The sequence below is a fragment of the Fusobacterium varium genome (assembly GCA_021531615.1).
GTDB classification, from domain to species: Bacteria; Fusobacteriota; Fusobacteriia; order Fusobacteriales; family Fusobacteriaceae; genus Fusobacterium_A; species Fusobacterium_A varium_C.
The window spans coordinates 1-23,091 of record JADYUE010000037.1 but is presented as its reverse complement, the minus strand read 5'-3'; the positions used below and the strand labels follow the sequence as shown (position 1 = coordinate 23,091).

Genomic DNA, 23,091 nt, shown 5'->3' with positions numbered 1-23,091 from the left:
CGAGGTTCGAACTCGCGACATTCAGCTTGGAAGGCTGACGCTCTACCAACTGAGCTATTCCCGCATATTTATTTTTAAGTTTTGGTGGCGGGGGCAAGATTTGAACTTACGACCTTCGGGTTATGAGCCCGACGAGCTACCAGACTGCTCTACCCCGCATTATATGGTGCCTAGGACCGGAATCGAACCGGTACGGTACTAAGTACCACGGGATTTTAAGTCCCGTGCGTCTACCTGTTCCGCCACCCAGGCAATCATCAACTTTCCTTCGATGAACTTTCGTTTTCATCGCTGTTCCGTCGAGGACATTTATTATATTATCATAACATCTAAATTCTGTCAACAATTTTTTTAAATTTTTTTAAAAATTTTTTTTGACCTCTATTTTTATACCTAATTTTTCAAAAATAATAGCTTCTAAATCTTTGATTTTATTGAGATAGTTCTCTTTTTCTGCCTTACTCATTTTTTTAATAAAATATTCGATTTTTGATGCCTCAGATCTATTTGAACAAGAAAAAAATATTTCTAATTTTAAAATTTTTTTTATTTTTGTATATTTTGCCCCTATCCCTTTTTTATGTTCCTCATATCTTCTTTTTACATCAGTTGTAATTCCTGTATATAGAGAATTATCTTGGCACCTTATTATATAAACATAATATTCCATAATTTTTTACTCCTTTAATCTAATCTTTTTTTATTATATACTATTTTATTTTCCCAAACTATAATTTATTAATTATAGGAAAAAAATTATTTTTTCTAAATAATCATATATAACATATGTTTGACTTTAATATAAAAAAATAATAATATTTAATTAATATTTCTTTATTGGAGGGCTTATGGATAACTTTAATGCAAAGAGAATGAAAAAAATAAAATTTGTATCTACTATCCTTATTGGTTTTATTATATTATGTTTTATAGGTTATGTTATTCATGAAAGAGAAAATGTTTTTACTGGACTATTAAAAATAATAACTTCTCAAGCTGTTTTAATCACTGACTTCCTTGAAATAGGTGGAATTGGAGCAACTTTCTTAAATGCCTTTTTAATTTTTGGGTTTAATTTTACCTTAATGAAAATAATGAAAATAGAGATTACAGGATTAGCCATAGCATCTTTTTTTACAGTTTTTGGTTTTTCCTTCTTTGGAAAAAATATATTAAATATTATCCCTTTCTATTTAGGTGGAATTTTATATAGTCTTTATGAGAGAGTTGAATTTAAAGAGATTTTTATTACTATCTCCTTTGCAAGTGCCCTTGCTCCCTTTGTTAGTGAGGTAGCTTTTAGAGTTGATACCACTGAAACTTCTTATTTGAATGCTATTGTTTTAGGAATCATAATTGGTTTTATTGTAACTCCATTAGCTAGTAAAATGGCTGGTTTCCATGAAGGATTTAACTTGTATAACCTTGGATTTACTGGTGGAATTTTAGGGGCTGTTATAACCTCTATTTTGAAATTATATAAGTTCCAAATAACACCTCAAAGGATAATCTCTTACGAATTTGATTTAGCTTTAAAACTTATTTGTATAGGAGTTTTTTTAACACTTATTATCATTGGATTTTTTATCAATGGTAGCTCTTTTAATGGTTATAAAAAACTTTTATGTGACTCTGGATTAAAAGCTGACTATATAAAAAAATATGGATATGGAGTAACTTTTATTAATATGGGAATTATGGGATTTGTCGCTATGGGATTTGTAATGTTTTTAAAACAAACTCTCAACGGACCTCTTCTAGCCGGAATTTTAACTATTGTTGGTTTCTCTGCTTATGGGAAACATTTTATCAACACAATTCCTATTTTAATAGGTGTGTATTTAGCAAAATTTGGAAGTTATACTGATTCATTTACAGTAGCACTATCTGGACTATTTGGTACATCTCTAGCCCCTGTTGCTGGAGTATATGGAACATTTTGGGGTATTGTTGCTGGTTGGTTACATCTAGCAGTTGTTCAAAGTATAGGGACAGTACATGGGGGACTAAATCTATATAACAATGGTTTCTCTGCTGGTATTGTTGCTGGTTTTCTACTTCCTATAATGAATACTATTAAAGAGCATAGAAATAAAGAGAGAATAAAATATTTAAAAAGGAAAAAACAACTTTATGATGCAATTACAAAAGAGAGAAAAAGACTTGATGAGCTTAATCAAGATGATGAATAAAAAAGGAGAGATTTATTATGAAACTTGAAAAATTAGAAGATCTTCATTTTTTAAAGATCGCTATTGAAAAACACCCTACAACAGGAATCCAACTGGAATACTTAGATAAACCAAATGCTATTGCTGCTCTTGTATTAAATGCAAAGGGAGATAAAGCTCTTTTAGTAAAACAATATCGCCCAGGATTTCAAGGAGAGATGTATGAAGTTCCTGCTGGAATAATGGAAGATGGAGAAGATCCACTATACACTCTTGAAAGAGAAATCGAAGAGGAAACAGGATATTTAAAAAATGACTATAATATTATTTACATTCCTAAAAAACCTCTTATTCTTTCTCCAGGGTATACAAGTGAATCTTTATACATGTATATAATTCAACTAAAAGATGACTCTATAAAGCCGCAAAACTTAAAATTAGACCTTGGAGAAGACTTAGAGGGTAAATGGTTTGACTTAGATAAAATAGAAGAGATTACAACAGATTTTAAAACTATTTTTACTCTTTATCTTTATAAATCTTTAAAAAAATAATATTTAAAATAAAATGTACCTTAAATCTTACTTTTAAGATTAAGGTACATTTTTTATTTTATTTCTCTTTTAAATATTTTTCTACAAAAGCTGCAAATCCCTTAAATGTATAATCCTCATTTTCTGGTCTATCCAATGATATTTTTTTAAAGAAACAAGATGGAATCTCATTTAATTTTAAACATTTCTGAACACATAAATCACACCCTTTATCGTGATTTACTGGATTCATTGGACACTTATGATCTGTACAACTACAAAAATGTTTTTCGCTCATATTTTTTCCCCCTTATAAAAAATTGTAAAAAAAGTCCACTATTATCCCTACAAGACCTAAAGAGATAATAATGAACTTTAAAAAATTCGTTCGTCCAGTGACGCATTAAAATATTTTATTTTCTATATTTCTATGTTAACACATTAATTTATATCTGTCAATTTTAGAATTCATCCCATCCTTCAACTGATGAACTCATGTTATAACTTGTTACTGTTCCTTCAAAGAAATTTGCCTTTACATTTCCCTCGCCCTCTGTATCAGCAAATTTTGACAGATGTTTATATGGATTTCTATCAAATCCATCATATAAAGGTTTTAATCCAATTGATCTCAATCTTTCATTAGCCAACCACTTTGTATAAGCCTCTGTACTCTCTTTTGTAACTCCTAAAACTCTATCTCCTATTATATGATTTGTCCAATTGATCTCTTGCTCCACAGCCTTTTTAAACATCTCATATATCATCTCTTCATCAAAAAAGTTAGGATTTTCATTTCTTATCTCCCTCAACATATTTTGAAATAAAACTACATGGGATAGCTCATCTCTATTGATAAGCCTTATAATATCTGAAGTTCCCATCATTCTATTTCTACTAGCTAGAAGATAGAAAAAATTAAATCCATTATAAAAATAGATAGCCTCTAATAGATAATCTGCTATTATTACTCTAGCAAAATTCTCATCATTTGGAGTTTCTAAAAACTTTTGATATATCTCTGCTATATAACTATTTCTCTCAAAAAGTACCTTATCTTCTCTCCACTTATCATAGATAGAGTTTCTTGTCTCTTTTGGTAAAATAGACTCTATTATATATTGATAAGATTGAGAGTGTATAGCCTCTTGGAAAGTTTGAATAGATAGCACTAAATTTACCTCTGGAGCTGTAATATAATCTGAAATATTTGGGATATTATTTGTTTGGATACTATCTAAAAAAATTAAAAATGATAGAATCCCATCATAAGCCCCTTTCTCAGCCTCTGTAAGGTTGCTATAATCGTTTTTATCTTGTGTTAGGTCTATTTTCTCAGGTATCCAAAAATTTCCCATCATAGTCCTGTATAATTGATTTCCCCATTGATACTTTACATTGTTCAAATTAAATAAATTTGTAGTATCACCCTTTATAATTTTTCTCTGTATCAATGAGTCATCTCCCAATGGATTAAAAAGTTTTTTTCTATCCACTACAACTTTCACACTCCTCTTTTTCATTCATTATATTTGTACTTTTTTGAATAGTTCTTATATAATAAACTGATTTACAACCCTCTTTCCATGCTGTCATAAGAGTATCATAAATATCCTTTGCTCTTATATTTTTATTAAGATCAAAAATAAGCTCCATAGATACTCCTTGAGTTGTCCATTTTCCTATTCTTCCCATTATTTTTACATAAGTTTGAGGATCTACATTTTTAAATTCAGGATAGAACCAAGATCTGTCTTTTAAGTATTTTACTACTCTTGGAACTGCTCCCTTTTGATTTTTTTCTATATAGAATCTTGAAAAAGTTGGATTAACTGAGGCTGTTGATCCCATTAAAAGAGATGTTGAAGTATTTGGAGCTACTGCTGTAAGCTCTCCATTTCTAATACCATTTTCCCTTACAAGTTCAAATACCTCTTTCCACTTTTGAGAATATTTAGAGTTTTCTAAATACCACTTCTCATCTTTTTGGAAAAATACTCCTCTATCCCATTGTGAGCCTTTAAACATAGGATAACTTCCTCTCTCTTTAGCTAATAGTGCTGAAGATTTCAAAGAGTAAAGTGCTATCTCTTCAAAAAGTTCATCTATCTCTAAAATTGAATCTTCATAGATCATATACTCTCTAGCTAAATAATCAGCCAATCCCATTGTTCCAACTCCAATAGCTCTATAATTCCTGTTATGCTTATCAGATTCCTTTATTGGAGTTTTAGTCAGATCAATAGTGTTATCTAAAATTCTTACAGCTATATTGACATTTTTTTCCAGTTCTTCTCTTTCAATCTCTGCTAAATTTAAAGATACTAGGTTACAAGTATGAACCTCTCCTAAATTTACCTTTCTAACTCCACTATTTTCATCTATGCTTTCTTTAAAATCTCTACTAGGTGAGAAATTTGAAAAACTCTCCATACAAAGATTTCCATTCCCTATCATTCCAACATGGCTATTATGATTCATCAGATTTGCTCTATCTTTAAAGAAAATATATGGCATTCCAGTTTCTATTTGAGTTTTCATTATCTCTTTAAAAAGCTCTCTTGCTTTTACAACTTTTTTTAAAGTTATATCTCTATCTTTTTCAATCTCTAAATATTTTTTCTCAAACTCTTCTCCATAAAGCTCACACAGTTCTACACCATATTTCATTCTTATCTCATATGGATCTAATAGAGTCCATTCAAGATTTTTCTCTACTCTTTCCATAAAAAGATCTGACACAACTACTTGTGGATAAATGTCATAAGCTTTTCCTCTCTGATCTCCATTTTCTGTTTGAAGTTCTAAAAAGCTCTCTATATCCAAATGCCAAGAATCAAGAGCAACTGTAACAGCTCCTGCTCTTCTTCCCTGCTGATTTACTGCTACTGCTGTATCATTAATTATTTTTATCCATGGTATCACTCCACCACTTGCATTATGATACCCATTTACCATTGAATTTTTAGCTCTTATTCTTGATATATTTAGCCCTGCTCCACCACCATTTTTACTTATCTTAGCAATAGTGTCTATATTATAGAAGATAGATTCTATATTATCATCCATAGCAGTTATAAAGCATGATGATAAGTTTCCATTAGGTACTCTCAAATTAGCTAATATTGGAGTTGCTAAAGAGATCTTTTTCAGAGAAAGAGCATTATAAAAGTTTTTAGCTACTAAAACTCTATTCTCTTCATTTATAGCTAAAAGCATAGCTATACACATAAATACCTCTTGAGGAAGTTCAAAAATCTTTCCACTATACTTTAGCAAATATCTATTTACAAACATATTTGCTCCTGCATAATCATAGATCATATCTCTTGAAATATCTATCTCTTTTTCTAACTCCCTTATCTCCTCTTCTCCATACTCTTTTAATCTACTGTCATAAACTCCTAACTCCACCATTTTTTTTATAGTTTCATAAAAGTTTCCATAAGAAAAACCACGATTTTTAAAAACTCCCTCTTGTGTTTTTCTCATCAATAATTTTCCTGCTAAATATGTCCAATCACTCTCTTCAAAACTTGTCATAGATACAGCATAGTTTATTAAAATATCTTGAATTTTTTCACTAGAAATACCTTGTGAATAGATAGAATCAAGATAATTTTCAAAACTTTGTAAATCTATTTCCAATCCCTCACAAATTTTTATTATCTCAGATCTCTCCATCTTATAAAACCTCTAAAAACTTTTCCATAGTATAGAAATTCCCATCTTTTTCCACTACTGGAGCACTCATTATTCTAGCTTTGCTTGCTACCATCATCAATGTTTTTAGATCTTGAATATACTCATACTCTACACCTTTATTATTTAAAATTCCCTTTAGGCTCTCACATTTACTACATCCTTCTTTTCCATATACTTTTATCATTTTCTTCCTCCGTTACACAATATATCGTATTAATTTTTATTTTCTCAACTACATATAGAGTATTATGACATATTTACTCATATATTTCAAATCTTTTTATAAAAATTTTTCTTAAACAAAAAGAGGTTGCAAGAAAAAATCTTGCAACCTCTCATTTTTAAACTTTATTTATTATCCTTCTATTTGGATATATTTTTTCTCTTCTACTTTTTCTTCAGCAGCTTTTTTAGGAACTTCTAATTTTAAGATACCATTTTCAAATTTTCCTTTAATATCTTCCTCTTTTAGATTTTCTCCTACATAGAAACTTCTTGTACAATGTCCAGAATATCTTTCTTTTCTAATATATTTTCCTTCTTTATCTTTTTCATCTTTATTTTCATTGTGAGTAGCTTCAATAATTAGATATCCATTATTTACTTCAGCTTTTATCTCATCTTTAGCAAATCCTGGAAGTTCAACTTCTAGAAGATAACTATTTTCCAATTCTTTAATATCTGATTTCATCATAATATTTCTATTTTTTCCTCCAAAATCCATTAAGAAATCATCATTAAAGAAATCATCCATAAATCCTTTTTTAAAAATACTTGGTAACATATAACATCACTCCTTATTATGTGCATCTTTATGCTCTCTCGAGTATTGATGTATCTTATATTTCCTTCATCTTCATAATTCTATTATACACCTTTTGTTAGCAATGTCAATAGATGAGTGCTAATTTTTTAAATTTATTTTCTAGTTTAATTTACTATCTAATTTAAAGAACCATATTTGACTTTCTCTCTCTGCTTTGCTATTTTGCTCCATTCCAATTTTAACTTTTTTAGCCTCTTTTCCTTTATAGAAAAACTCTTTTTTATCTCTATCATAGCTGTAATCTTCTAAATCTGAATTTTTATTTTCTGAATCTTCAAGTTTAGTTTGAATTCCAAAATCATTATCATTTACAACTGCTATTGTTTTTCCATCTGGAAGAAGTGTAAGCCCTTCTGCCTTTTCTATATTCCAACCATATTTTCTTAAATCTATTAAAAGCTCTTTTTTCACTGGTTTTAAATCTTTTAATCTACCATATTCAAGATCTCCATTATTTTCTATCTCATCAGCACCATTTATATCTATCATATAGATTAAATTTTGCATCTTTCCATTTTGTTTTCCTTGCTCTATTATTAAAAACTTTCCATTTCCTATTGAGCAAATATCCCCTATTTTTGCATTTCCAAAATTTTTATAATTTTTATCTACTGGATAAGCATACATTGTTGTTGCCTTTGTTTCAGGATTAAATCTAACTATTCTTGTGTACTCTGCATTTTTCTTTGTTTCTCCATCTATATCTAATGGACTTTGTACTGTTGCATATACATCTCCATTTTCATCTATTGTTAACCCTTCAAATCCTCTATTTGGAACTCTATATTTTAATATTTCTGGTAATCCCTCTTTAGGACCATATTTTTCAACTATTCTTCCATCTTTAGTTGCCTTTGCTATAAAAGGTCCATACTCATCACATAACCAAAAGTTACCATCTTTGTCAACTGCTATTCCCTCTGTATCAAGTCCATCAAAATCATTGCTCAATTTGCTCATATCAAAATTCAGAGCCTTTTCTCCTGTTGAACCTACAATATCTTCTGGAATAACTCTTCCAGATATCTTCTCATTTCTATAATTTTTTAAAGGAATACTCTCTACTATTTTAGCTCCATCTTTTTTTACTTTTATAACTCCTATACTTGGAGTAAAATTAGGAACTGGGAAAAATTTACCTGGAAACTCTTTTCCATCTTCAATATATTTAGGAGTATCTGCATTAGGTCCTCTATCTGTTACAGCATAAAACTCAAGATTTCCATCTTTATCCTCCCCTTTAAAAGTTAAAGCTGAACCATATCCTGGATTTATTCCTGTAAGAAATTCTTTCTCTTTTCCCTCATAGTTTATCTTATAATTTCCTGCATCAACAATATATTGTTTTATTCCTACTACATCTGCATAAAGTATTGAACTTGCTATTAAACTTAAAAAAATAATTTTTTTCATAATCTTTCACCTCTTAACTTTATAATATAAACTTAAGTTAAAATCTATATTTATTTAAAGTAAAAAAAGTGTAAAGAATAGAAAAAGAGACTTGAAATTTCAAGTCTCTCGTATCAATTATAATAATTTTTCTGCTAAACGAACCTTAGTTAATGCTGCATTTAGATTTTTTTCAGTCATAAGGATATCTTTATCCTCTTTTAACTTCTCTAATTTTGCTTTAGCCTCTTCAGCTTCTTTTCTAGCTCTTTCCAAATCAATTAATTCAGATGCCATAGCTTCATCAGCTAAAATAGTTACATTATTATTAGAGATCTCTAAAAATCCTCCTGAAACAAAATAACTTTTTTCAGTTCCATTTAATCTTATCATCATCTCTCCAATAGCAAGCTCAGCTACAAATGGTGAGTGGCTAGGTAAAACTCCCATATCCCCTTCCGTAGTTCTTACTAATAGGAAATCAGCCTCTTGCTCAAGAACTTTTTCTTGATAAGTTACAACCTTTACATTAAAAGTGGCCATTATTATTCATCCCCTTTCATAAGGTCTCTTCCTTTTGCTACTGCCTCCTCGATAGTTCCTACATAAAGGAATGCTTGTTCAGGGATGTTATCATGTTTTCCTTCAAGTATCTCTTTAAATCCTCTAATAGTATCTTTTACTGATACATATTTTCCTTCCATTCCTGTAAATTGCTCAGCAACTGAGAATGGTTGAGAGAAGAATCTTTGAATTTTTCTTGCTCTTGATACAGTTAATTTATCTTCGTCAGATAATTCGTCCATACCTAGAATTGCAATGATATCTTGAAGTTCTTTATATCTTTGTAGTACAGCTTGAACCTCTCTTGCAACTGTATAGTGCTCTTTTCCAACTACATCAGCTGATAGAGCTTTAGAAGTTGAATCTAGTGGGTCAACTGCTGGATAGATTCCTAGAGATGCTATGTTTCTTGATAGAACTGTTGTAGCATCTAGGTGAGAGAATGTTGTTGCTGGTGCAGGGTCAGTAAGGTCATCGGCTGGTACATATACAGCTTGTACTGATGTTATTGATCCTGATTTAGTAGATGTAATTCTCTCTTGAAGAGTACCCATTTCTGTAGCAAGGTTTGGTTGGTATCCAACTGCTGAAGGCATTCTTCCTAGTAGAGCTGATACTTCAGATCCTGCTTGAGTAAATCTGAATATATTATCTATAAATAGAAGAACGTCTTGTCCCTCTTTATCTCTAAAGTTTTCTGCAACAGTAAGTCCAGTAAGAGCAACTCTAAGTCTTGCTCCAGGTGGCTCGTTCATTTGTCCATAAACTAGAGAAGTTTTAGATAAAACTCCTGATTCAGTCATTTCATCATAAAGGTCTCTTCCTTCTCTTGTTCTTTCTCCTACTCCTGCAAATACTGAAAGTCCTCCATGTCCCTTAGCAATGTTATTGATAAGCTCCATGATAAGAACTGTTTTTCCAACTCCAGCTCCTCCGAACAGACCAATTTTTCCCCCTTTGATATATGGAGCAAGAAGGTCAATTACCTTTATTCCTGTTTCAAATATCTCAGTTTCTGTTTCTTGTTCTTCAAAGCTTGGTGCATCTCTATGGATTGGAAGATATTCATCTGTTTCAATAGCTCCACCATCATCAACTGGTTGTCCTAAAACGTTTAATATTCTTCCTAATACTGCTTTCCCTACTGGAACTTTAATAGGTGCTCCAGTGTCGATTACTTCCATACCTCTTTGTAGACCATCAGTAGAGTCCATTGCTACTGCTCTGATTACATTATTTCCCAAATGCTGTTGAACTTCTAGTACAAGTTCTTTATCTTCTACCTTTACTTTTAAGGCATTATATATATTAGGCAGCTGGTCTTTAAATGCTACGTCTACAACGGCACTGATAATCTGTGTTATAGTTCCTTTGTTTTCCACGCTATTGCCTCCTTATTTTTAATTTAAAGCTGATGCTCCACCAACTATTTCAGTTATTTCTTGAGTAATAGCTGATTGTCTTTCTCTATTGTATTTCAGATTAAGCTCTGTCATCATCTCTTCTGCGTTATCTGTTGCATTCTTCATCGAATTTTTTCTAGCTGAATGTTCACTAGCAGTGTTGTTCAATAGAGCTTGATAAATCTCTACATTCAAATATTTAGGAAGTAATGCAGATAGTATTGTTTCTGCATCTGGTTCAAAAATATATGCTGTATTCTCTGTAGCTTCTACTCTTTCGATTGGGATAAGTTTTCTTACTTTAAGATCACTTCTCAAAGCAGAGATAAATTTATTATAGATCATATACACTTCATCAAATATTCCATTGTAGTAATATTCAACTATATTTTCACTTATCTCTTTTGCCTTTTCTCCCATTGTTTCAGGGATTAATTGAATATAGCTTGCTTTTAAGTCGTACTTTCTCTTAGTACAATACTCTCTTCCCTTTCTTCCTATAGCAATTACTGAAACTTGTTTCCCACTATTTTCTTTCATAATCTTTTCAAGTTCTTTCAATGTGCTATTGTTAAAACTTCCACATAGTCCTCTATCAGAAGTCATAACAATAACACCTATCTTCTTCACTTCATCTCTTCCATCAAAAAGTGGATGTTTTTCACTTTTTACCCCAGCAGCTATATTAGTTAAAATATTTTGAATACTCTCTGCATAAGGTCTTGATTTAGCTACAAGTGCTGAAAATCTCTTAAATTTTGTAGTAGAAACAATTTCCATAGCTTTAGTTATCTGGTGAGTAGACTGAACACTTTTTATTCTATTTCTTATCTCTTTAGCTCCAGCCATTTTCCCACCTCTCTCTAGTTAAAATTTTTCTTAAATGAATTGATAGCATCTCCAAGTTTTGCTTCTAATTCTTTACTTAAAGCTTTTTGTTCTCTAATTTCTTTTAAGATATCTGTTGTATTTCTTAATTCTGTAAGAAGTTCTGTTTCAAATCTTTTTACATCATCTACTGCTATTGAATCTAAGTATCCATTGATAACAGCAAAGAATGCAACTACTTGTTCTTCAACTGGATAAGGATTGTATTGAGGTTGTTTTAATACTTCCATAATTCTATGTCCTCTTTCTAGTTGAGCTTTTGTAGATTTATCTAGATCTGATCCAAATTGAGCAAATGTTAATAGCTCTGTATATTGTGCTAATTCAAGTTTTACTTTAGATGCAACTTGTTTCATAGCTTTTATTTGTGCAGATCCTCCAACCCTTGATACAGATATACCTGCGTTGATAGCTGGTCTGAATCCTGAGTTAAATAGTTGTGAATCTAGGAATATTTGTCCATCTGTAATAGAAATTACGTTTGTTGGAATATAAGCAGATACGTCTCCTGCTTGTGTTTCAATTATTGGAAGAGCTGTTATTGATCCTCCACCTAATTTATCAGATAATTTTGCTGCTCTTTCAAGTAATCTTGAATGTAGATAGAATACGTCTCCAGGATAAGCTTCTCTTCCAGGTGGTCTCTTAAGTAATAGAGACATCTCTCTATAAGCTACTGCATGTTTTGAAAGGTCATCATATATTATAAGAACATGTTCACCTTTGTCCATGAAATATTCTCCCATAGATACTCCTGCATATGGAGCCATATATTGTAGTGGAGCTGCTTCAGATGCTGTAGCAGCAACTATAGTAGTATATTCCATTGCCCCTGCATCTTCTAATTTTTTATAGATTTGTGCAACAGTCGATCTTTTTTGTCCTATAGCTACATAGATACATTTTACTCCTGTTCCCTTTTGATTTAGGATAGCATCAATAGCAATAGCTGTTTTTCCTGTTTGTCTATCTCCAATTATAAGTTCTCTTTGTCCTCTACCGATAGGTACCATACCATCAATAGATTTTATTCCTGTTTGTAAAGGTTCAAATACTGGTTTTCTAGAGATAATTCCTGATGCTTTTCTTTCAATCTCCATGTATTTCTCAGCTTTTATTTCCCCTTTTCCATCAATTGGTTCTCCTAGAGCATTTACTACTCTTCCAAGCATAGATTCCCCTGCTGGAACTGAAACTACTCTTCCAGTAGCTTTCACTTCATCTCCCTCTTTTATCAGAGAGAAATCTCCAAGTATAACTGCTCCTACGTTATCTTCCTCTAGGTTAAGTGCCATTCCCATTACTCCGTGAGGGAATTCAAGTAGCTCTCCTGACATTGCACTGCTAAGTCCATATATTCTAGCAATACCGTCTCCTACCTCTAGCACAGATCCTGAAGTTTTTATATCAAGGCTTTTTTTGTAATTTTCAATTTCATTCTTGATTATGCTGCTTACTTCTTCTGGCCTAATTTTCAACTGATTACACCTCCTGCTTTCCAGCCGTACTTATTTTCTTTTTAATGCGTTTAACTCTTTACGTATAGATCCATCTGTTACTTGGTCTCCAATCTTAATGATTCCTCCTCCAAGTATAGATCTGTCTACTTTTACTGTAAGGTTAATATTTTTTCCAGTTTTCTTAGTTAATTTATCAATTAATTTTTGTTTTTGTTCTTCACTTGGTTCCACAGCAAAAGTTGCTTCTACATCAAGTATTTGATTTTTCTCATAGTAGATTTTTAAATATTCAGCTACTATGTTTCTTATATTTCCTATTCTTTTTTTATCAAGAATATAGAATATTGTATTTAATGTCTCTTCATCAGCTTCTTTAAAGATCTCTGTTATAACTTTTTTCTTCTCATCAATATCAATTAATGGATGAGTTATAAAAGTTTTAAACTCATTATCATTTTTATAAAGCTCCATAAGAGTATTTAAATTTTCATATATATCTTTTATTTTATCAGCAGATTCAGCGATTTCATAGATAGCCTCAGCATATCTTCTTCCTACTTGGTTATCTATCATCTTTCTTCCCCTACCTCTTCAATAAATTCATCTATTAAGGTAGACTCGATTTTTGAATCCATTTTTTGTTGTATTAATTTTTCAGCTAATTTGATTGCTAAATCTTTAACTTCCTCTTCAAAATCTTTTCTTGCATCAGCTTTCATTTTTATAGCTTCAAGCTCTGCAGATTTAAGAATTTTTTCTCTTTGATCTTTAGCCTCACTTAAAATAGCTTCTCTTCTTTCGTCAGCTTTATGTTCAGCTTTCTTTAAAATTTCATTAGCTTCAAATTTAGCATTTTTTAAAATAGTTTCTGCTTCTTTCTGAAGTTCTGCTGCTATCTTTTTATTTTCTGTAGCTTCTTGTAAGTCGCTTGTTATCTTTGCTTTTCTGCTTTCTATCATTTTACCTAAAGGTTTTTTAAACCATTTATTAAACACAAAAACAAGTATAAAAAAGTTTATTATTTGCCAGAACATATTTACGTCAATCGATACTACTGGCATAAGTTGTGTCGCCAAATTTCCTACCTCCTTTCTAAATGATAATTAGTTCATTTCTTTTTTTCAAAGAAATTATCCTAACATTCCAATGAAAGGGTTTGCATAAAGTAGAATTAGAGCTATAACTAGAGAGTAAATCCCTGTTGATTCTGATACTGCTTGTCCTAGGATCATTGTTGAAATGATGTTTCCTTTAGCTTCTGGTTGTCTAGCTACTGCTTCTACTGCTTTACCTGCTGCATAACCTTCTCCAATCCCTGGTCCTAATCCTGCGATCATTGCACATCCTGCACCAACTGCTGACGCTGCTAATACTATTGTTTTTGCTAATAACATTTCATTCATTTTATAACCTCCTAAAAGTTCTTAATTTCTTTTTTAATTTTCTACATACTCACTGTCGCCTAAAGCTCCTTGAATATATACCATACTTAACATAATAAATACAAAACTTTGTACAAGTCCCATGAATAGGTCAAAGTACAGATGTAAAGGTGCTGGAATTCCCCATGGTACTGCCATATATAAAAGTCCCATGATAACTCCTCCAGCGAACATATTACCAAAAAGTCTGACAGATATGTTTACTGGTTTTGCTAATTCTCCGATTATATTTAGAGGTAGCATAACAGGTATAGGTTGTGCAAATCCTTTTAGGTAGCCTCCAATACCATTTGTTTTAATACTTGCCTTTAAGAAAGCAAATGTTGTCAATAGTGCTAGTCCAACTGTTGTGTTTAGATCAGCTGTAGGTGCTCTAAAAGCTGGTGCAAAAGAAATTGCTCCTCCATCTACTGAATACCAAGGAATTGGGAAGAATGACACTATATTTGATAAAAATATAAATAGAAAAAGTGTTGATATATATGAAAAATACTTCTTTTTCCATGAACCAAGCATCTGCTCTACAATTCCATCAAGAAATTCATAAACACTTTCTAACAGTATTTGAAGTTTCCCAGGTATAAGTTCTAACCTTTTAGTCCCACATTTAAATATAAGAAAGAGTGCTAGAATAATAAACCAAGTTGTTACAACTGTTATTGAAACAGGTAGTCCATATTGACCATTAGCCATTTCCATTGCAAAAGGTATCTTATGAAGTGCTTCTGGCAAAGGAATAAAAAATACAATTCTAGGTCCTTCTACTAGAGGTGGGGCGACGAACTCTATTGCTCCTAATCTCATCTGTTTTTACCCTCCTTTCATTCTTTATCTAAGAAACTTATCTCTAAGCCTCCCTATATTTTCAGAAAGAGTCATTAAAAGTATTATTACTTTTACATTTAATAACCCTATTGCTGAACTTAATAACATTGGCAATCCAAAAAATTTTGCCATTGCTCCAAGATATACTCCATAAACTAAATATCTCTTTGCATATCCTATAAATCCTCTTTTACGAGAAACTGATTCTGACGCTGCTATAGATTTTATATCCATACATATCATATAAAACATGATGATAGACATTACAGACCCTGAAAACATACCTATATATACATACTCATTTTTAATTACAATTCCATAGATCAATATAATTGCAGCTGCTATTCCAGCTCTTTTAAATATGCTTTTTATCTGCTCCAACTTTATACCGCCTTATTTTTTCATTATTAACTTATATACATTATAAAATCCACTAACTATTCCCAATAACAACAGAAAAATAAAAAGCATGGTACTTTTAAAAAAATATTTTTCTATTAATTTATAGATAAATATGCATACAAGTATATTTCCCATTATTACAAAGCCCAAATGTCCTAATAATGCAAGATATCTAATCAAATCTTTCGTTATCCATTTCATTAATGATTCACCATCAACATTATATAATTTTATAATTTTTATCGCTATTCGTCAACTTTTTATTTTTATGGACTTTTCTTCAATATATACAGGTCAATATTAAGCCATTTTTTTTAATAAATACACATTACGACGACCTGCTATTTCATTATTTTCAATGATCTTTATTAACTTTAATCTAGATTCTTCTATTGCCTTTTCCATTTCATCAGAAGTGAATATTTTTTTACCATAACTTTCACATACCTTATCAAAACTTCCCTTAGAATTTTTTATAAAATATGTTGCATCTATATAATCTATTCCTTCCTCTATTTCATGTTCCCAAATACAAGTCAGATCCTTTCTATCATCTACAAAAAGATTATTTGGAAACATCTCATTCATAAACTCTCTATCTACAATGTCAAAGATATATACTCCATTGTCTTTTAAAGATCTTTCAACACTTTTAAAATGGCTAATTAACTCCTCAAGTGATAATATATGGTTTACAGTATCAAAAAGCGAAACCATTATATCATATTGAAATCCAGTATTGAAATCAACCATATCTCCTAGATAAAGTCTTACATTTCTATGTCTCAATTTCTTATCAGCTACTTTTAACATTCCTTCAGATAGATCCATTCCGTGACATTGATAATTTTTTGCCATTCTAGTTAAAAGTTCCCCTGTTCCACAACCAATGTCTAAAAGAGTTTTTCCATCTGGCTTTCCTTCAGCTATAAGAGATTCTACAACTTTTTCCCAAGCACCATAATCTGAGTATTCCATGAATTTATCATAAATTTTTGAAAAAACTTTATACATCTTTATTCTCCCTATTTATGCTAATTCTTTTTTTACAACTTCTGCTATCTCATTTACTACTTTTTCAACCATTGCCATATCTTTTCCCTCTACCATTACTCTTACTAATGGTTCAGTTCCAGAAGTTCTAACAATTACTCTTCCTAATCCTTCCATCTCTTTCTCTTTTATAGCAATAAAGTCAGTTATATTTTTATTTTGATTCCAGATATTTTTCTTTTTATTATCAACTACAACATTTACAAGTTTTTGAGGCCAGTCTTTAATATCTTTTACCATATCATCTAGATGTTTTTTCTCATCTCTTAAAGCTTCTACAAGTTTCAATGAAGTTAATACTCCATCCCCTGTTGTTGCATAATCTAGAAGAATAATGTGTCCAGATTGCTCTCCACCAATTCCAACTTCTTCAGCTATCATTTTTTCAAGTACATATCTATCTCCAACACTTGCTCTTAATAGTTGAATCTCATTATCTTTTAGATAATTTTCAAGTCCCATATTACTCATTACAGTAGTTACAACTTTATTTCCTTTTAATTCTCCTTTTTTCTTCATTAAAAGTGCTAAAGTTGCTATTATCTTATCTCCATCTACTATATTTCCATTTCTATCTACAGCCATTAATCTGTCAGCATCTCCATCATAAGCTAATCCTAAATCAGCTTCATATCCAACAACGACTTTTGCTAAGATCTCTGGATGTGTAGATCCACATTTTACATTGATATTTGTTCCATTAGGTGCATCATTTATAACTACAACCTCTGCTCCTAGAGCTAAAAATACCTCTCTTGCTATTCTATAAGCTGATCCATTTGCAGCATCAACTATTATTTTCATTCCTGCAAAATCACCTTTTACAGAATTTAATAGGTGATCTCTATATAGATAGTATTCATCTTCTGCATATTTAAATCTTCCAACTTTATCTCCTGCTATTGGATTTTTTGTAATTTCCTCAACAGAGTCCATTAAATTTTCAATCTCTTCTTCTACTTCATCTGGAAGTTTATATCCATTTCCACCAAATACTTTTAATCCATTATCTTTTGCTGGGTTATGAGAAGCTGAAATCATAATTCCTGCATCTGCTTCTTTAGCCTTTGTTATATATGCTACTGCTGGTGTAGATATTACTCCTACAAAGTCTATATCTACTCCCATAGAGTTTAATCCTGCTGTTAAAGCTGATCTTAGCATATATCCAGATCTTCTTGTATCACTTCCCATTATTACTTTAACTTTTTTTCCATTATTTTTATTTTTTAAATAATAACCAAGTGCATATCCTAATCTCAATGCTATATCAACTGTTAACTCTCTATTTGCTTCTCCTCTGATTCCATCTGTTCCAAAATATCTTCTCATAATTTCTCTCCTCTTCGTAAATTTAATCTCTCTCCTATAACTCCAGTAATTATACCTGCTATAACTCCAATAATTAAAAATCCCCATACAAACATCATTATTGATTTTGAATAGATAGTTATATTTCTAAAAAGTAGAAAATATACAACTATCAATTGAATTAAATTATGTAGAAAAGCTGATAATGAACTTATTGCTAAAAGAGATAGATATTTTCTAAATCTATATAGACCTACCATAAATAAGGTAGTTACTCCCCCTGCTGATAAACTTATTATAAATCCTGGTGTAAAAAGTGTTCCTAACATAAGAGCTTGTATAAAAATTCTTAGCAATACAACCTCTATTGCCATTTTAGAATCAAATTTTTCAAGTGCTATTAAAACTGCTATATTAGAAAGTCCTATTTTCATCCAAGGAAAAGGTTTAGGAATAAAATTTTCAGCTAGTGACAGATAAAGTGCCAATAATACTAAAGCAGTTAAATAAACCTCTCTTCTATTTTCTATTTTCATAATTACACTCTTAAAGCTGCTTCCATTCCCAGTCTATCTCTATACTTTTCTAAAATAGGTTTAATCTCTATATTAACAAATTCCTCTGTTTGTTCTGGAGCAAAACCTATAAAGTTTTTAGGTGCTAATATCTCTAATAATCTCTCTTTATCTAAGTTAAATCCTTTATCATTTAAGATTCTCTCTATAAGATCATTTTCTTTTCCTTCAACTTTCACCATTCTTCCAGCTTCCATAGAGTGAACTCTTATTCTTTCATGAAGTTCTTGTCTATCTCCACCATTTTTTACACATTCCATAATTATATATTCAGTTGACATAAATGGTAGTTCTGCCATTATATGTTTCTCTATCATTTTTGGATATACTACTAAACCATCTAATACATTTTTCCAGATAATTAAAATTGCATCTACTGCTAAAAATGCTTGTGGTAGAGATAATCTCTTGTTTGCTGAGTCATCAAGTGTTCTCTCAAACCATTGAGTTGAAGCTGTCATTGCTGTACTTTGTTGTAAAGCTATTACAAATTTAGCTAACGATGATATTCTTTCACTTCTCATAGGATTTCTCTTATATGCCATTGCAGATGATCCAATTTGTTTCTTTTCAAATGGTTCCTCTATCTCTTTTAGATGTTGTAATAATCTTAAATCATTTGTAAATTTATGTGCAGATTGAGCTATATTAGCTAGTAAATTCATTATTTCAGAATCTACTTTTCTATCATAAGTTTGTCCTGCTACTAAGAATCTCTTATCAAATCCCATTTTCTCTGTAATTTTCTCATCTAGCTCTTTTACTTTACTAAAATCATCATTGAAAAGTTCTTTAAAACTTGCTTGAGTCCCTGTTGTCCCTTTAACTCCTCTAAATCTTAAAGTTTTTTCTCTGAATTCTAACTCTTCTAAATCTAGTAATAAACTTTGTAACCAAAGTGTAGCTCTTTTTCCTACTGTTGTAAGTTGAGCTGCTTGGAAGTGAGTAAATCCTAATGTTGGTAGGTCTTTATACTCCATAGCAAATTTTGACATCTCAGCTATCACATTTACAAGTTTAGTTTTTATAATATCCAATCCATCTTTTATTTGAATAAGATCTGTATTATCTCCTACAAAGGCACTTGTTGCTCCTAGATGAATAATAGGCATAGCTTTAGGAGCTTGAGTTCCAAAAGTGTGTACATGAGCCATTACATCATGTCTAAACTCAGCTTCTTTCTTAGCTGCAAGTTCATAATCTATGTTATATATATTTTCTTTCATCTCTTGAATTTGCTCATCAGTTATATTTAATCCTAACTCTTTTTCTGCTTCAGCTAATGCTACCCATAGTTTTCTCCAAGTTGAGAACTTCTTATTAGGTGAAAAGTTTTCTAACATCTCTTTTGAAGAGTATCTCTCTGCTAAAGGGTTTGAATAAATATTTTTTTCCATCTTTTACCTTCCTTTATTTAAAATTTATAAATATTAAAACTCTTTTATCATAATATGTGCAGCTTCATTAGTATCATGGTAATAATTTTTTCTTACTCCAATTTTTTCAAATCCATTTTTTCTGTAAAACTCTATAGCTGGAATATTGCTCTCTCTAACTTCTAACATTATTGGTATTTGAGCAAAGGCAAAAATATAGTTTAATAATTTATCTCCATAACCTTTTTTTCTCTGCTCCCTGTCCACAGCTATTTTCATTATCTCCCATACATCTATACTATCTAGTAGTATTACATAACCTACTATTTTTTCATCTTCATAAAGCTCAATAAACTTATATCTTTCTATTTCACTCATTTCTTCTAACTGTTTCAAAGAAAATGCAGTTACTCCAAAAATTTCACTTTCAAATTTAGCTATATCTTCAAGAGATTTTTTATCTTTTAACTCTACTATCATTCTCTCTCCTATTTTAAAAGTCCCATTTTTGTTATTGGCCAAAATCTAACAAAAGCTTTTCCTTTTATTCTATCTTCACTTACAAATCCCCACATTCTTGAGTCATAACTTCCATTTGTGTTATCTCCAAGAGCAAAGTAATAGTTCTTATCAGAGATAAGAGCCACATTTTCCCCTTGGAAAATTCTATCTACATACTTACTGTCATGAATAAGATCCAACATCATTCCTGTTTTCTCTCCATTTACTCTAAACTCAAGATCTGGTAAAATTTCACTAACTGCTCCAGGATTATCTACTAAATATTTTTGTACCTCTGCTACATCTATCATATTTTCTCTAAATAGTTTTCCATAATCTTTTCCAGGAATAATCTCTATTGTATCCCCTTTTTTAGGAATAATCCATTTTTCATTTCCTATTTCACCAATATTTGAATACTCTCTACTATCTATTTTTTCTCCATTTACATAAAGATTGCCATTTTGAATATTCACAGTTTCTCCAGGAAGTCCCATAACTCTCTTTGTGTATAATACTTTATTCTGAATAGGCTCTTTAAAAACTATTATCTCTTCTCTTTTAGGCTCTCTAAACTTATACACTACCATATTCCCAAATAATCTATCCTTTGGCATAATAGTAGGAATCATTGATCCTGTTGGTACAAGAAAGTTTCCTAAATAGAATTTTTGAATTAGTAAAACTAAAATTAAAGCTGTTCCTAAAGTTTCAACTATATTTATAGTTTTTCTTATTACTGTTTCTAAGACTTTTCCCTCTACATCTAATTTAGTTACTATCTTGTCTGCTAACTTTTCTCTATACGTTTTTATTATCTCAGTTAACTCTTTTTCTTTGACAAAAATATAGATAAAAATTAGTGTTAAGATTATATAAAAGATCCCATTAATTATTACTTTGCTCTTCTCCATTTCCAACCCTCTCCACCTTTTAATATTTTCAACACTATTATTTTAACATAAAATAACAAAAAAAAATACCATATAATAATATCATACTTTTACCATAATAAGATGAATTTTAAATAAATTTTATGAAAATCTACAAAAGAAAAAAGCCAAGGAATAAATCCTTGGCTCCCATTATTATTTTCTGATTTCTTTGATTCTTGCTTTTTTACCAGAAAGTCCTCTAAGGTAATAAAGTTTAGATCTTCTAACTCTTCCGATTTTTAATACTTCGATTTTATCAATCATTGGAGAGTTTACAGGAATGATTCTTTCAATTCCAATTCCAGCAGTTACTTTTCTTACAGTGAAAGTTTTTGCAATTCCTCCACCATTTACTCTGATAACTACTCCTTCAAATAATTGAACTCTTTCTTTGTTTCCTTCTTTTACTTTGTAGTATACTGCGATAGTATCTCCAGCTTTAAATTCAGGAATGTCTGTTCTTAAGTAGCTTTGTTCTACTAATTGAATTAATTTTTCTTTCATCTATTTAATCCTCCTTAAGATATTCATTTAATAGCTTTATATTAAAGCGGAATATCCGTATTTAACTTTAGTATTTTAACATATTTATTAAAAGATGTCAATCTATATTTCCTTACACTATCAAATAAAACACTACTAAATAAAATGGGTGTATAATTTTTGGTGTTGGTACTTAAATGTATTGACACTTTTTTACTTTTTTGTAAAAAAAGATGAGACAAGTAAATTTTCCTGATAAAATTAAGTCGCCAAACAATAATTAAAGGAGGTCGTTTGCTTATTTCAAATCTATTCTATCAAAAATTTACTAAATATTAAAGATAAAAATATTACTTTTGCTGAAAATGGAATTTCTATGGAAAATTTTAAAGAAGTATATTCTAAAATTATTCATGCTAAACTCTCTTACTCACCTAATCAATGTCCTCACTGTCATGGTAAGGATATCATCAAATGGGGTTCTAAGACTTCAAATATTAGATTTTTAAAAATTTTAGAGTATAACTCTATTTTAAGATTACAGAAGCAAAGATTTCGTTGTAAAAATTGTGGTAAAACTTTTAGCACTGAAACTAATATTGTTGATAAAATTTGCTGTATTTCTAACAATGTTAAATTGACTATTACTCTTAAATTACAAAAAAATATTTCTGAAAAAGACATTGCTTATGATTTTAATGTTTCTCCAAATACTGTTAATAGAATTATTAATTCTTTTTTTTAAGAGCATTTACCTAATAAAAATTATCTTCCTCAAGCTTTATATTTTGACGAATTTAAAGCTACTAATGACTGTGAAGGAGCTATGGCTTTCATTTTTTGCAATGCAAATAATGGAGATATTACTGATATTCTTCCTAATAGGCGCTTATCATATTTAAAAGAATATTTTTCTAGCTTTTCTTTAGAAGCTCGTAAAAAAGTTAAGCATATTGTAATAGATATCTATAAGCCGTATATGACTCTAGTTAATGATCTTTTTCCTAATGCTAAAATCTCTTTAGATAGATTTCATTTAGTTCAATTAATTAATCGAAGTTTTAATAAAACTAGGATTAAAATTATGAATCAATGCAAAAATAAAGATGATAGATATTACAATAAATTGAAAAAATTTTGGTCTCTCCTTTTAAAGAATTGTTTGGATTTAAAAACTGAAAGAATTAACAGAGGAAGAATGTTTGATTATGCTTTGCTTTCAGAAGAAGAAATAGTAGATATAATC

28 protein-coding genes and 2 tRNA genes are annotated in these 23,091 nt (G+C 30.3%); 4 read left to right on the top strand and 26 right to left on the bottom strand.

Translation table 11 applies throughout. From position 1 onward, the window contains the following. Window positions 1-82: 82 nt before the first annotated feature. The 3 genes from I6E31_10085 to I6E31_10075 form a co-directional block, all read right to left on the bottom strand. Window positions 83-159 (bottom strand) — tRNA-Met (locus tag I6E31_10085). A gap of 5 nt (window positions 160-164) precedes the next feature. Further along, window positions 165-252: transfer RNA gene (locus I6E31_10080), tRNA-Leu, on the bottom strand. A 109-nt stretch (window positions 253-361) separates the two neighbouring features. Continuing rightward, window positions 362-670 carry a GIY-YIG nuclease family protein gene (locus I6E31_10075; GenBank protein MCF2640313.1) on the bottom strand — a complete coding sequence of 103 codons (309 nt, stop codon included), beginning with the start codon at window positions 668-670 and terminating at the stop codon, window positions 362-364. 178 nt (window positions 671-848) lie between these two features. On the opposite strand from I6E31_10075, the gene I6E31_10070 reads away from it, so the two are divergent. Continuing rightward, a complete protein-coding gene (locus tag I6E31_10070) occupies window positions 849-2,192 on the top strand; it encodes a DUF1576 domain-containing protein (protein MCF2640312.1) in 1,344 nt (447 codons plus the stop codon). A gap of 17 nt (window positions 2,193-2,209) precedes the next feature. Next, window positions 2,210-2,725, top strand: coding sequence for an NUDIX hydrolase (locus I6E31_10065; protein MCF2640311.1), 516 nt, complete (start codon window positions 2,210-2,212; stop codon window positions 2,723-2,725). A 58-nt stretch (window positions 2,726-2,783) separates the two neighbouring features. On the opposite strand, the gene I6E31_10060 is transcribed toward I6E31_10065, so the two are convergent. From I6E31_10060 to rplS, 23 genes are all read right to left on the bottom strand, one after another. Beyond that, window positions 2,784-3,002, bottom strand: coding sequence for a hypothetical protein (locus I6E31_10060; protein ID MCF2640310.1), 219 nt, complete (start codon window positions 3,000-3,002; stop codon window positions 2,784-2,786). Between the two features lie 163 nt (window positions 3,003-3,165). Continuing rightward, window positions 3,166-4,200, bottom strand: coding sequence for a ribonucleotide-diphosphate reductase subunit beta (locus I6E31_10055; protein ID MCF2640309.1), 1,035 nt, complete (start codon window positions 4,198-4,200; stop codon window positions 3,166-3,168). Beyond that, window positions 4,193-6,388, bottom strand: coding sequence for a ribonucleoside-diphosphate reductase subunit alpha (locus tag I6E31_10050; GenBank protein ID MCF2640308.1), 2,196 nt, complete (start codon window positions 6,386-6,388; stop codon window positions 4,193-4,195). Before I6E31_10050 ends, I6E31_10055 begins: the two co-directional genes overlap by 8 nt. 1 nt (window position 6,389) lies before the next feature. Further along, the gene (locus tag I6E31_10045; protein MCF2640307.1) at window positions 6,390-6,593 is read right to left on the bottom strand and encodes a glutaredoxin family protein; all 204 of its coding nucleotides are present in this window, start codon (window positions 6,591-6,593) and stop codon (window positions 6,390-6,392) included. A 171-nt stretch (window positions 6,594-6,764) separates the two neighbouring features. Further along, complete coding sequence (locus I6E31_10040) at window positions 6,765-7,193, bottom strand: Hsp20/alpha crystallin family protein (GenBank protein ID MCF2640306.1); 429 nt, start codon at window positions 7,191-7,193, stop codon at window positions 6,765-6,767. Between the two features lie 141 nt (window positions 7,194-7,334). Further along, window positions 7,335-8,648: an esterase-like activity of phytase family protein gene (locus I6E31_10035; GenBank protein ID MCF2640305.1), complete on the bottom strand. Its 1,314-nt coding sequence runs from the start codon at window positions 8,646-8,648 to the stop codon at window positions 7,335-7,337. A gap of 117 nt (window positions 8,649-8,765) precedes the next feature. Then, window positions 8,766-9,170 carry an ATP synthase F1 subunit epsilon gene (atpC, locus tag I6E31_10030; protein MCF2640304.1) on the bottom strand — a complete coding sequence of 135 codons (405 nt, stop codon included), beginning with the start codon at window positions 9,168-9,170 and terminating at the stop codon, window positions 8,766-8,768. A gap of 2 nt (window positions 9,171-9,172) precedes the next feature. Further along, window positions 9,173-10,573: a F0F1 ATP synthase subunit beta gene (gene atpD, locus I6E31_10025; protein MCF2640303.1), complete on the bottom strand. Its 1,401-nt coding sequence runs from the start codon at window positions 10,571-10,573 to the stop codon at window positions 9,173-9,175. A gap of 18 nt (window positions 10,574-10,591) precedes the next feature. Beyond that, complete coding sequence (gene atpG, locus I6E31_10020; protein MCF2640302.1) at window positions 10,592-11,443, bottom strand: ATP synthase F1 subunit gamma; 852 nt, start codon at window positions 11,441-11,443, stop codon at window positions 10,592-10,594. Between the two features lie 14 nt (window positions 11,444-11,457). Then, window positions 11,458-12,960, bottom strand: coding sequence for a F0F1 ATP synthase subunit alpha (locus I6E31_10015; GenBank protein MCF2640301.1), 1,503 nt, complete (start codon window positions 12,958-12,960; stop codon window positions 11,458-11,460). Window positions 12,961-12,990: 30 nt separating this feature from the next. After that, window positions 12,991-13,515 (bottom strand): ATP synthase F1 subunit delta, encoded by a 525-nt coding sequence (atpH, locus tag I6E31_10010; GenBank protein ID MCF2640300.1) that lies wholly within the window; start codon window positions 13,513-13,515, stop codon window positions 12,991-12,993. Continuing rightward, the gene (gene atpF / locus I6E31_10005) at window positions 13,512-14,018 is read right to left on the bottom strand and encodes a F0F1 ATP synthase subunit B (protein ID MCF2640299.1); all 507 of its coding nucleotides are present in this window, start codon (window positions 14,016-14,018) and stop codon (window positions 13,512-13,514) included. Before atpF ends, atpH begins: the two co-directional genes overlap by 4 nt. A gap of 54 nt (window positions 14,019-14,072) precedes the next feature. Continuing rightward, a complete protein-coding gene (gene atpE, locus I6E31_10000; GenBank protein ID MCF2640298.1) occupies window positions 14,073-14,345 on the bottom strand; it encodes an ATP synthase F0 subunit C in 273 nt (90 codons plus the stop codon). A gap of 33 nt (window positions 14,346-14,378) precedes the next feature. After that, entirely contained in the window at window positions 14,379-15,188 is an 810-nt protein-coding gene (gene atpB / locus I6E31_09995) for a F0F1 ATP synthase subunit A (GenBank protein MCF2640297.1), read from the bottom strand. Between the two features lie 24 nt (window positions 15,189-15,212). Continuing rightward, window positions 15,213-15,590 (bottom strand): ATPase, encoded by a 378-nt coding sequence (locus I6E31_09990; GenBank protein MCF2640296.1) that lies wholly within the window; start codon window positions 15,588-15,590, stop codon window positions 15,213-15,215. A gap of 12 nt (window positions 15,591-15,602) precedes the next feature. Beyond that, window positions 15,603-15,812 (bottom strand): AtpZ/AtpI family protein, encoded by a 210-nt coding sequence (locus tag I6E31_09985; protein ID MCF2640295.1) that lies wholly within the window; start codon window positions 15,810-15,812, stop codon window positions 15,603-15,605. A 99-nt stretch (window positions 15,813-15,911) separates the two neighbouring features. After that, on the bottom strand, window positions 15,912-16,625 hold the full coding sequence (locus I6E31_09980; GenBank protein MCF2640294.1) for a class I SAM-dependent methyltransferase: 714 nt from the start codon (window positions 16,623-16,625) through the stop codon (window positions 15,912-15,914). A gap of 15 nt (window positions 16,626-16,640) precedes the next feature. Next, window positions 16,641-17,996, bottom strand: coding sequence for a phosphoglucosamine mutase (locus I6E31_09975; GenBank protein MCF2640293.1), 1,356 nt, complete (start codon window positions 17,994-17,996; stop codon window positions 16,641-16,643). After that, window positions 17,993-18,514, bottom strand: a complete 522-nt coding sequence (locus tag I6E31_09970) for a Gx transporter family protein (protein MCF2640292.1) — start codon at window positions 18,512-18,514, stop codon at window positions 17,993-17,995. Before I6E31_09970 ends, I6E31_09975 begins: the two co-directional genes overlap by 4 nt. Then, window positions 18,514-19,947, bottom strand: a complete 1,434-nt coding sequence (locus tag I6E31_09965) for an adenylosuccinate lyase (GenBank protein MCF2640291.1) — start codon at window positions 19,945-19,947, stop codon at window positions 18,514-18,516. Before I6E31_09965 ends, I6E31_09970 begins: the two co-directional genes overlap by 1 nt. A 33-nt stretch (window positions 19,948-19,980) precedes the next feature. Continuing rightward, complete coding sequence (gene rimI / locus I6E31_09960) at window positions 19,981-20,406, bottom strand: ribosomal protein S18-alanine N-acetyltransferase (GenBank protein ID MCF2640290.1); 426 nt, start codon at window positions 20,404-20,406, stop codon at window positions 19,981-19,983. Between the two features lie 8 nt (window positions 20,407-20,414). Beyond that, entirely contained in the window at window positions 20,415-21,341 is a 927-nt protein-coding gene (gene lepB, locus I6E31_09955) for a signal peptidase I (protein MCF2640289.1), read from the bottom strand. Between the two features lie 174 nt (window positions 21,342-21,515). Further along, entirely contained in the window at window positions 21,516-21,866 is a 351-nt protein-coding gene (gene rplS, locus I6E31_09950) for a 50S ribosomal protein L19 (protein ID MCF2640288.1), read from the bottom strand. 355 nt (window positions 21,867-22,221) lie between these two features. Between rplS and I6E31_09945 the strand changes: the two genes are divergently transcribed. Continuing rightward, complete coding sequence (locus tag I6E31_09945) at window positions 22,222-22,590, top strand: transposase (GenBank protein MCF2640287.1); 369 nt, start codon at window positions 22,222-22,224, stop codon at window positions 22,588-22,590. 81 nt (window positions 22,591-22,671) lie between these two features. Then, a partial coding sequence (locus tag I6E31_09940; protein MCF2640286.1) for a transposase occupies window positions 22,672-23,091 on the top strand: 420 nt, incomplete at its 3' end.

Excerpts from the sequence above, each read along its gene's own strand:
- I6E31_10075 (MCF2640313.1), bottom strand. The coding sequence starts at position 670 with ATGGAATATTATGTTTATATAATAAGGTGCCAAGATAATTCTCTATAT.
- I6E31_10070 (MCF2640312.1), top strand. The coding sequence starts at position 849 with ATGGATAACTTTAATGCAAAGAGAATGAAAAAAATAAAATTTGTATCT.
- I6E31_10065 (MCF2640311.1), top strand. The coding sequence starts at position 2,210 with ATGAAACTTGAAAAATTAGAAGATCTTCATTTTTTAAAGATCGCTATT.
- I6E31_10060 (MCF2640310.1), bottom strand. The coding sequence starts at position 3,002 with ATGAGCGAAAAACATTTTTGTAGTTGTACAGATCATAAGTGTCCAATG.
- I6E31_10050 (MCF2640308.1), bottom strand. The coding sequence starts at position 6,388 with ATGGAGAGATCTGAGATAATAAAAATTTGTGAGGGATTGGAAATAGAT.
- I6E31_10045 (MCF2640307.1), bottom strand. The coding sequence starts at position 6,593 with ATGATAAAAGTATATGGAAAAGAAGGATGTAGTAAATGTGAGAGCCTA.
- I6E31_10040 (MCF2640306.1), bottom strand. The coding sequence starts at position 7,193 with ATGTTACCAAGTATTTTTAAAAAAGGATTTATGGATGATTTCTTTAAT.
- I6E31_10035 (MCF2640305.1), bottom strand. The coding sequence starts at position 8,648 with ATGAAAAAAATTATTTTTTTAAGTTTAATAGCAAGTTCAATACTTTAT.
- atpC (MCF2640304.1), bottom strand. The coding sequence starts at position 9,170 with ATGGCCACTTTTAATGTAAAGGTTGTAACTTATCAAGAAAAAGTTCTT.
- atpG (MCF2640302.1), bottom strand. The coding sequence starts at position 11,443 with ATGGCTGGAGCTAAAGAGATAAGAAATAGAATAAAAAGTGTTCAGTCT.
- atpH (MCF2640300.1), bottom strand. The coding sequence starts at position 13,515 with ATGATAGATAACCAAGTAGGAAGAAGATATGCTGAGGCTATCTATGAA.
- atpE (MCF2640298.1), bottom strand. The coding sequence starts at position 14,345 with ATGAATGAAATGTTATTAGCAAAAACAATAGTATTAGCAGCGTCAGCA.
- atpB (MCF2640297.1), bottom strand. The coding sequence starts at position 15,188 with ATGAGATTAGGAGCAATAGAGTTCGTCGCCCCACCTCTAGTAGAAGGA.
- I6E31_09985 (MCF2640295.1), bottom strand. The coding sequence starts at position 15,812 with ATGAAATGGATAACGAAAGATTTGATTAGATATCTTGCATTATTAGGA.
- I6E31_09980 (MCF2640294.1), bottom strand. The coding sequence starts at position 16,625 with ATGTATAAAGTTTTTTCAAAAATTTATGATAAATTCATGGAATACTCA.
- I6E31_09975 (MCF2640293.1), bottom strand. The coding sequence starts at position 17,996 with ATGAGAAGATATTTTGGAACAGATGGAATCAGAGGAGAAGCAAATAGA.
- I6E31_09965 (MCF2640291.1), bottom strand. The coding sequence starts at position 19,947 with ATGGAAAAAAATATTTATTCAAACCCTTTAGCAGAGAGATACTCTTCA.
- rimI (MCF2640290.1), bottom strand. The coding sequence starts at position 20,406 with ATGATAGTAGAGTTAAAAGATAAAAAATCTCTTGAAGATATAGCTAAA.
- lepB (MCF2640289.1), bottom strand. The coding sequence starts at position 21,341 with ATGGAGAAGAGCAAAGTAATAATTAATGGGATCTTTTATATAATCTTA.
- rplS (MCF2640288.1), bottom strand. The coding sequence starts at position 21,866 with ATGAAAGAAAAATTAATTCAATTAGTAGAACAAAGCTACTTAAGAACA.
- I6E31_09945 (MCF2640287.1), top strand. The coding sequence starts at position 22,222 with ATGGAAAATTTTAAAGAAGTATATTCTAAAATTATTCATGCTAAACTC.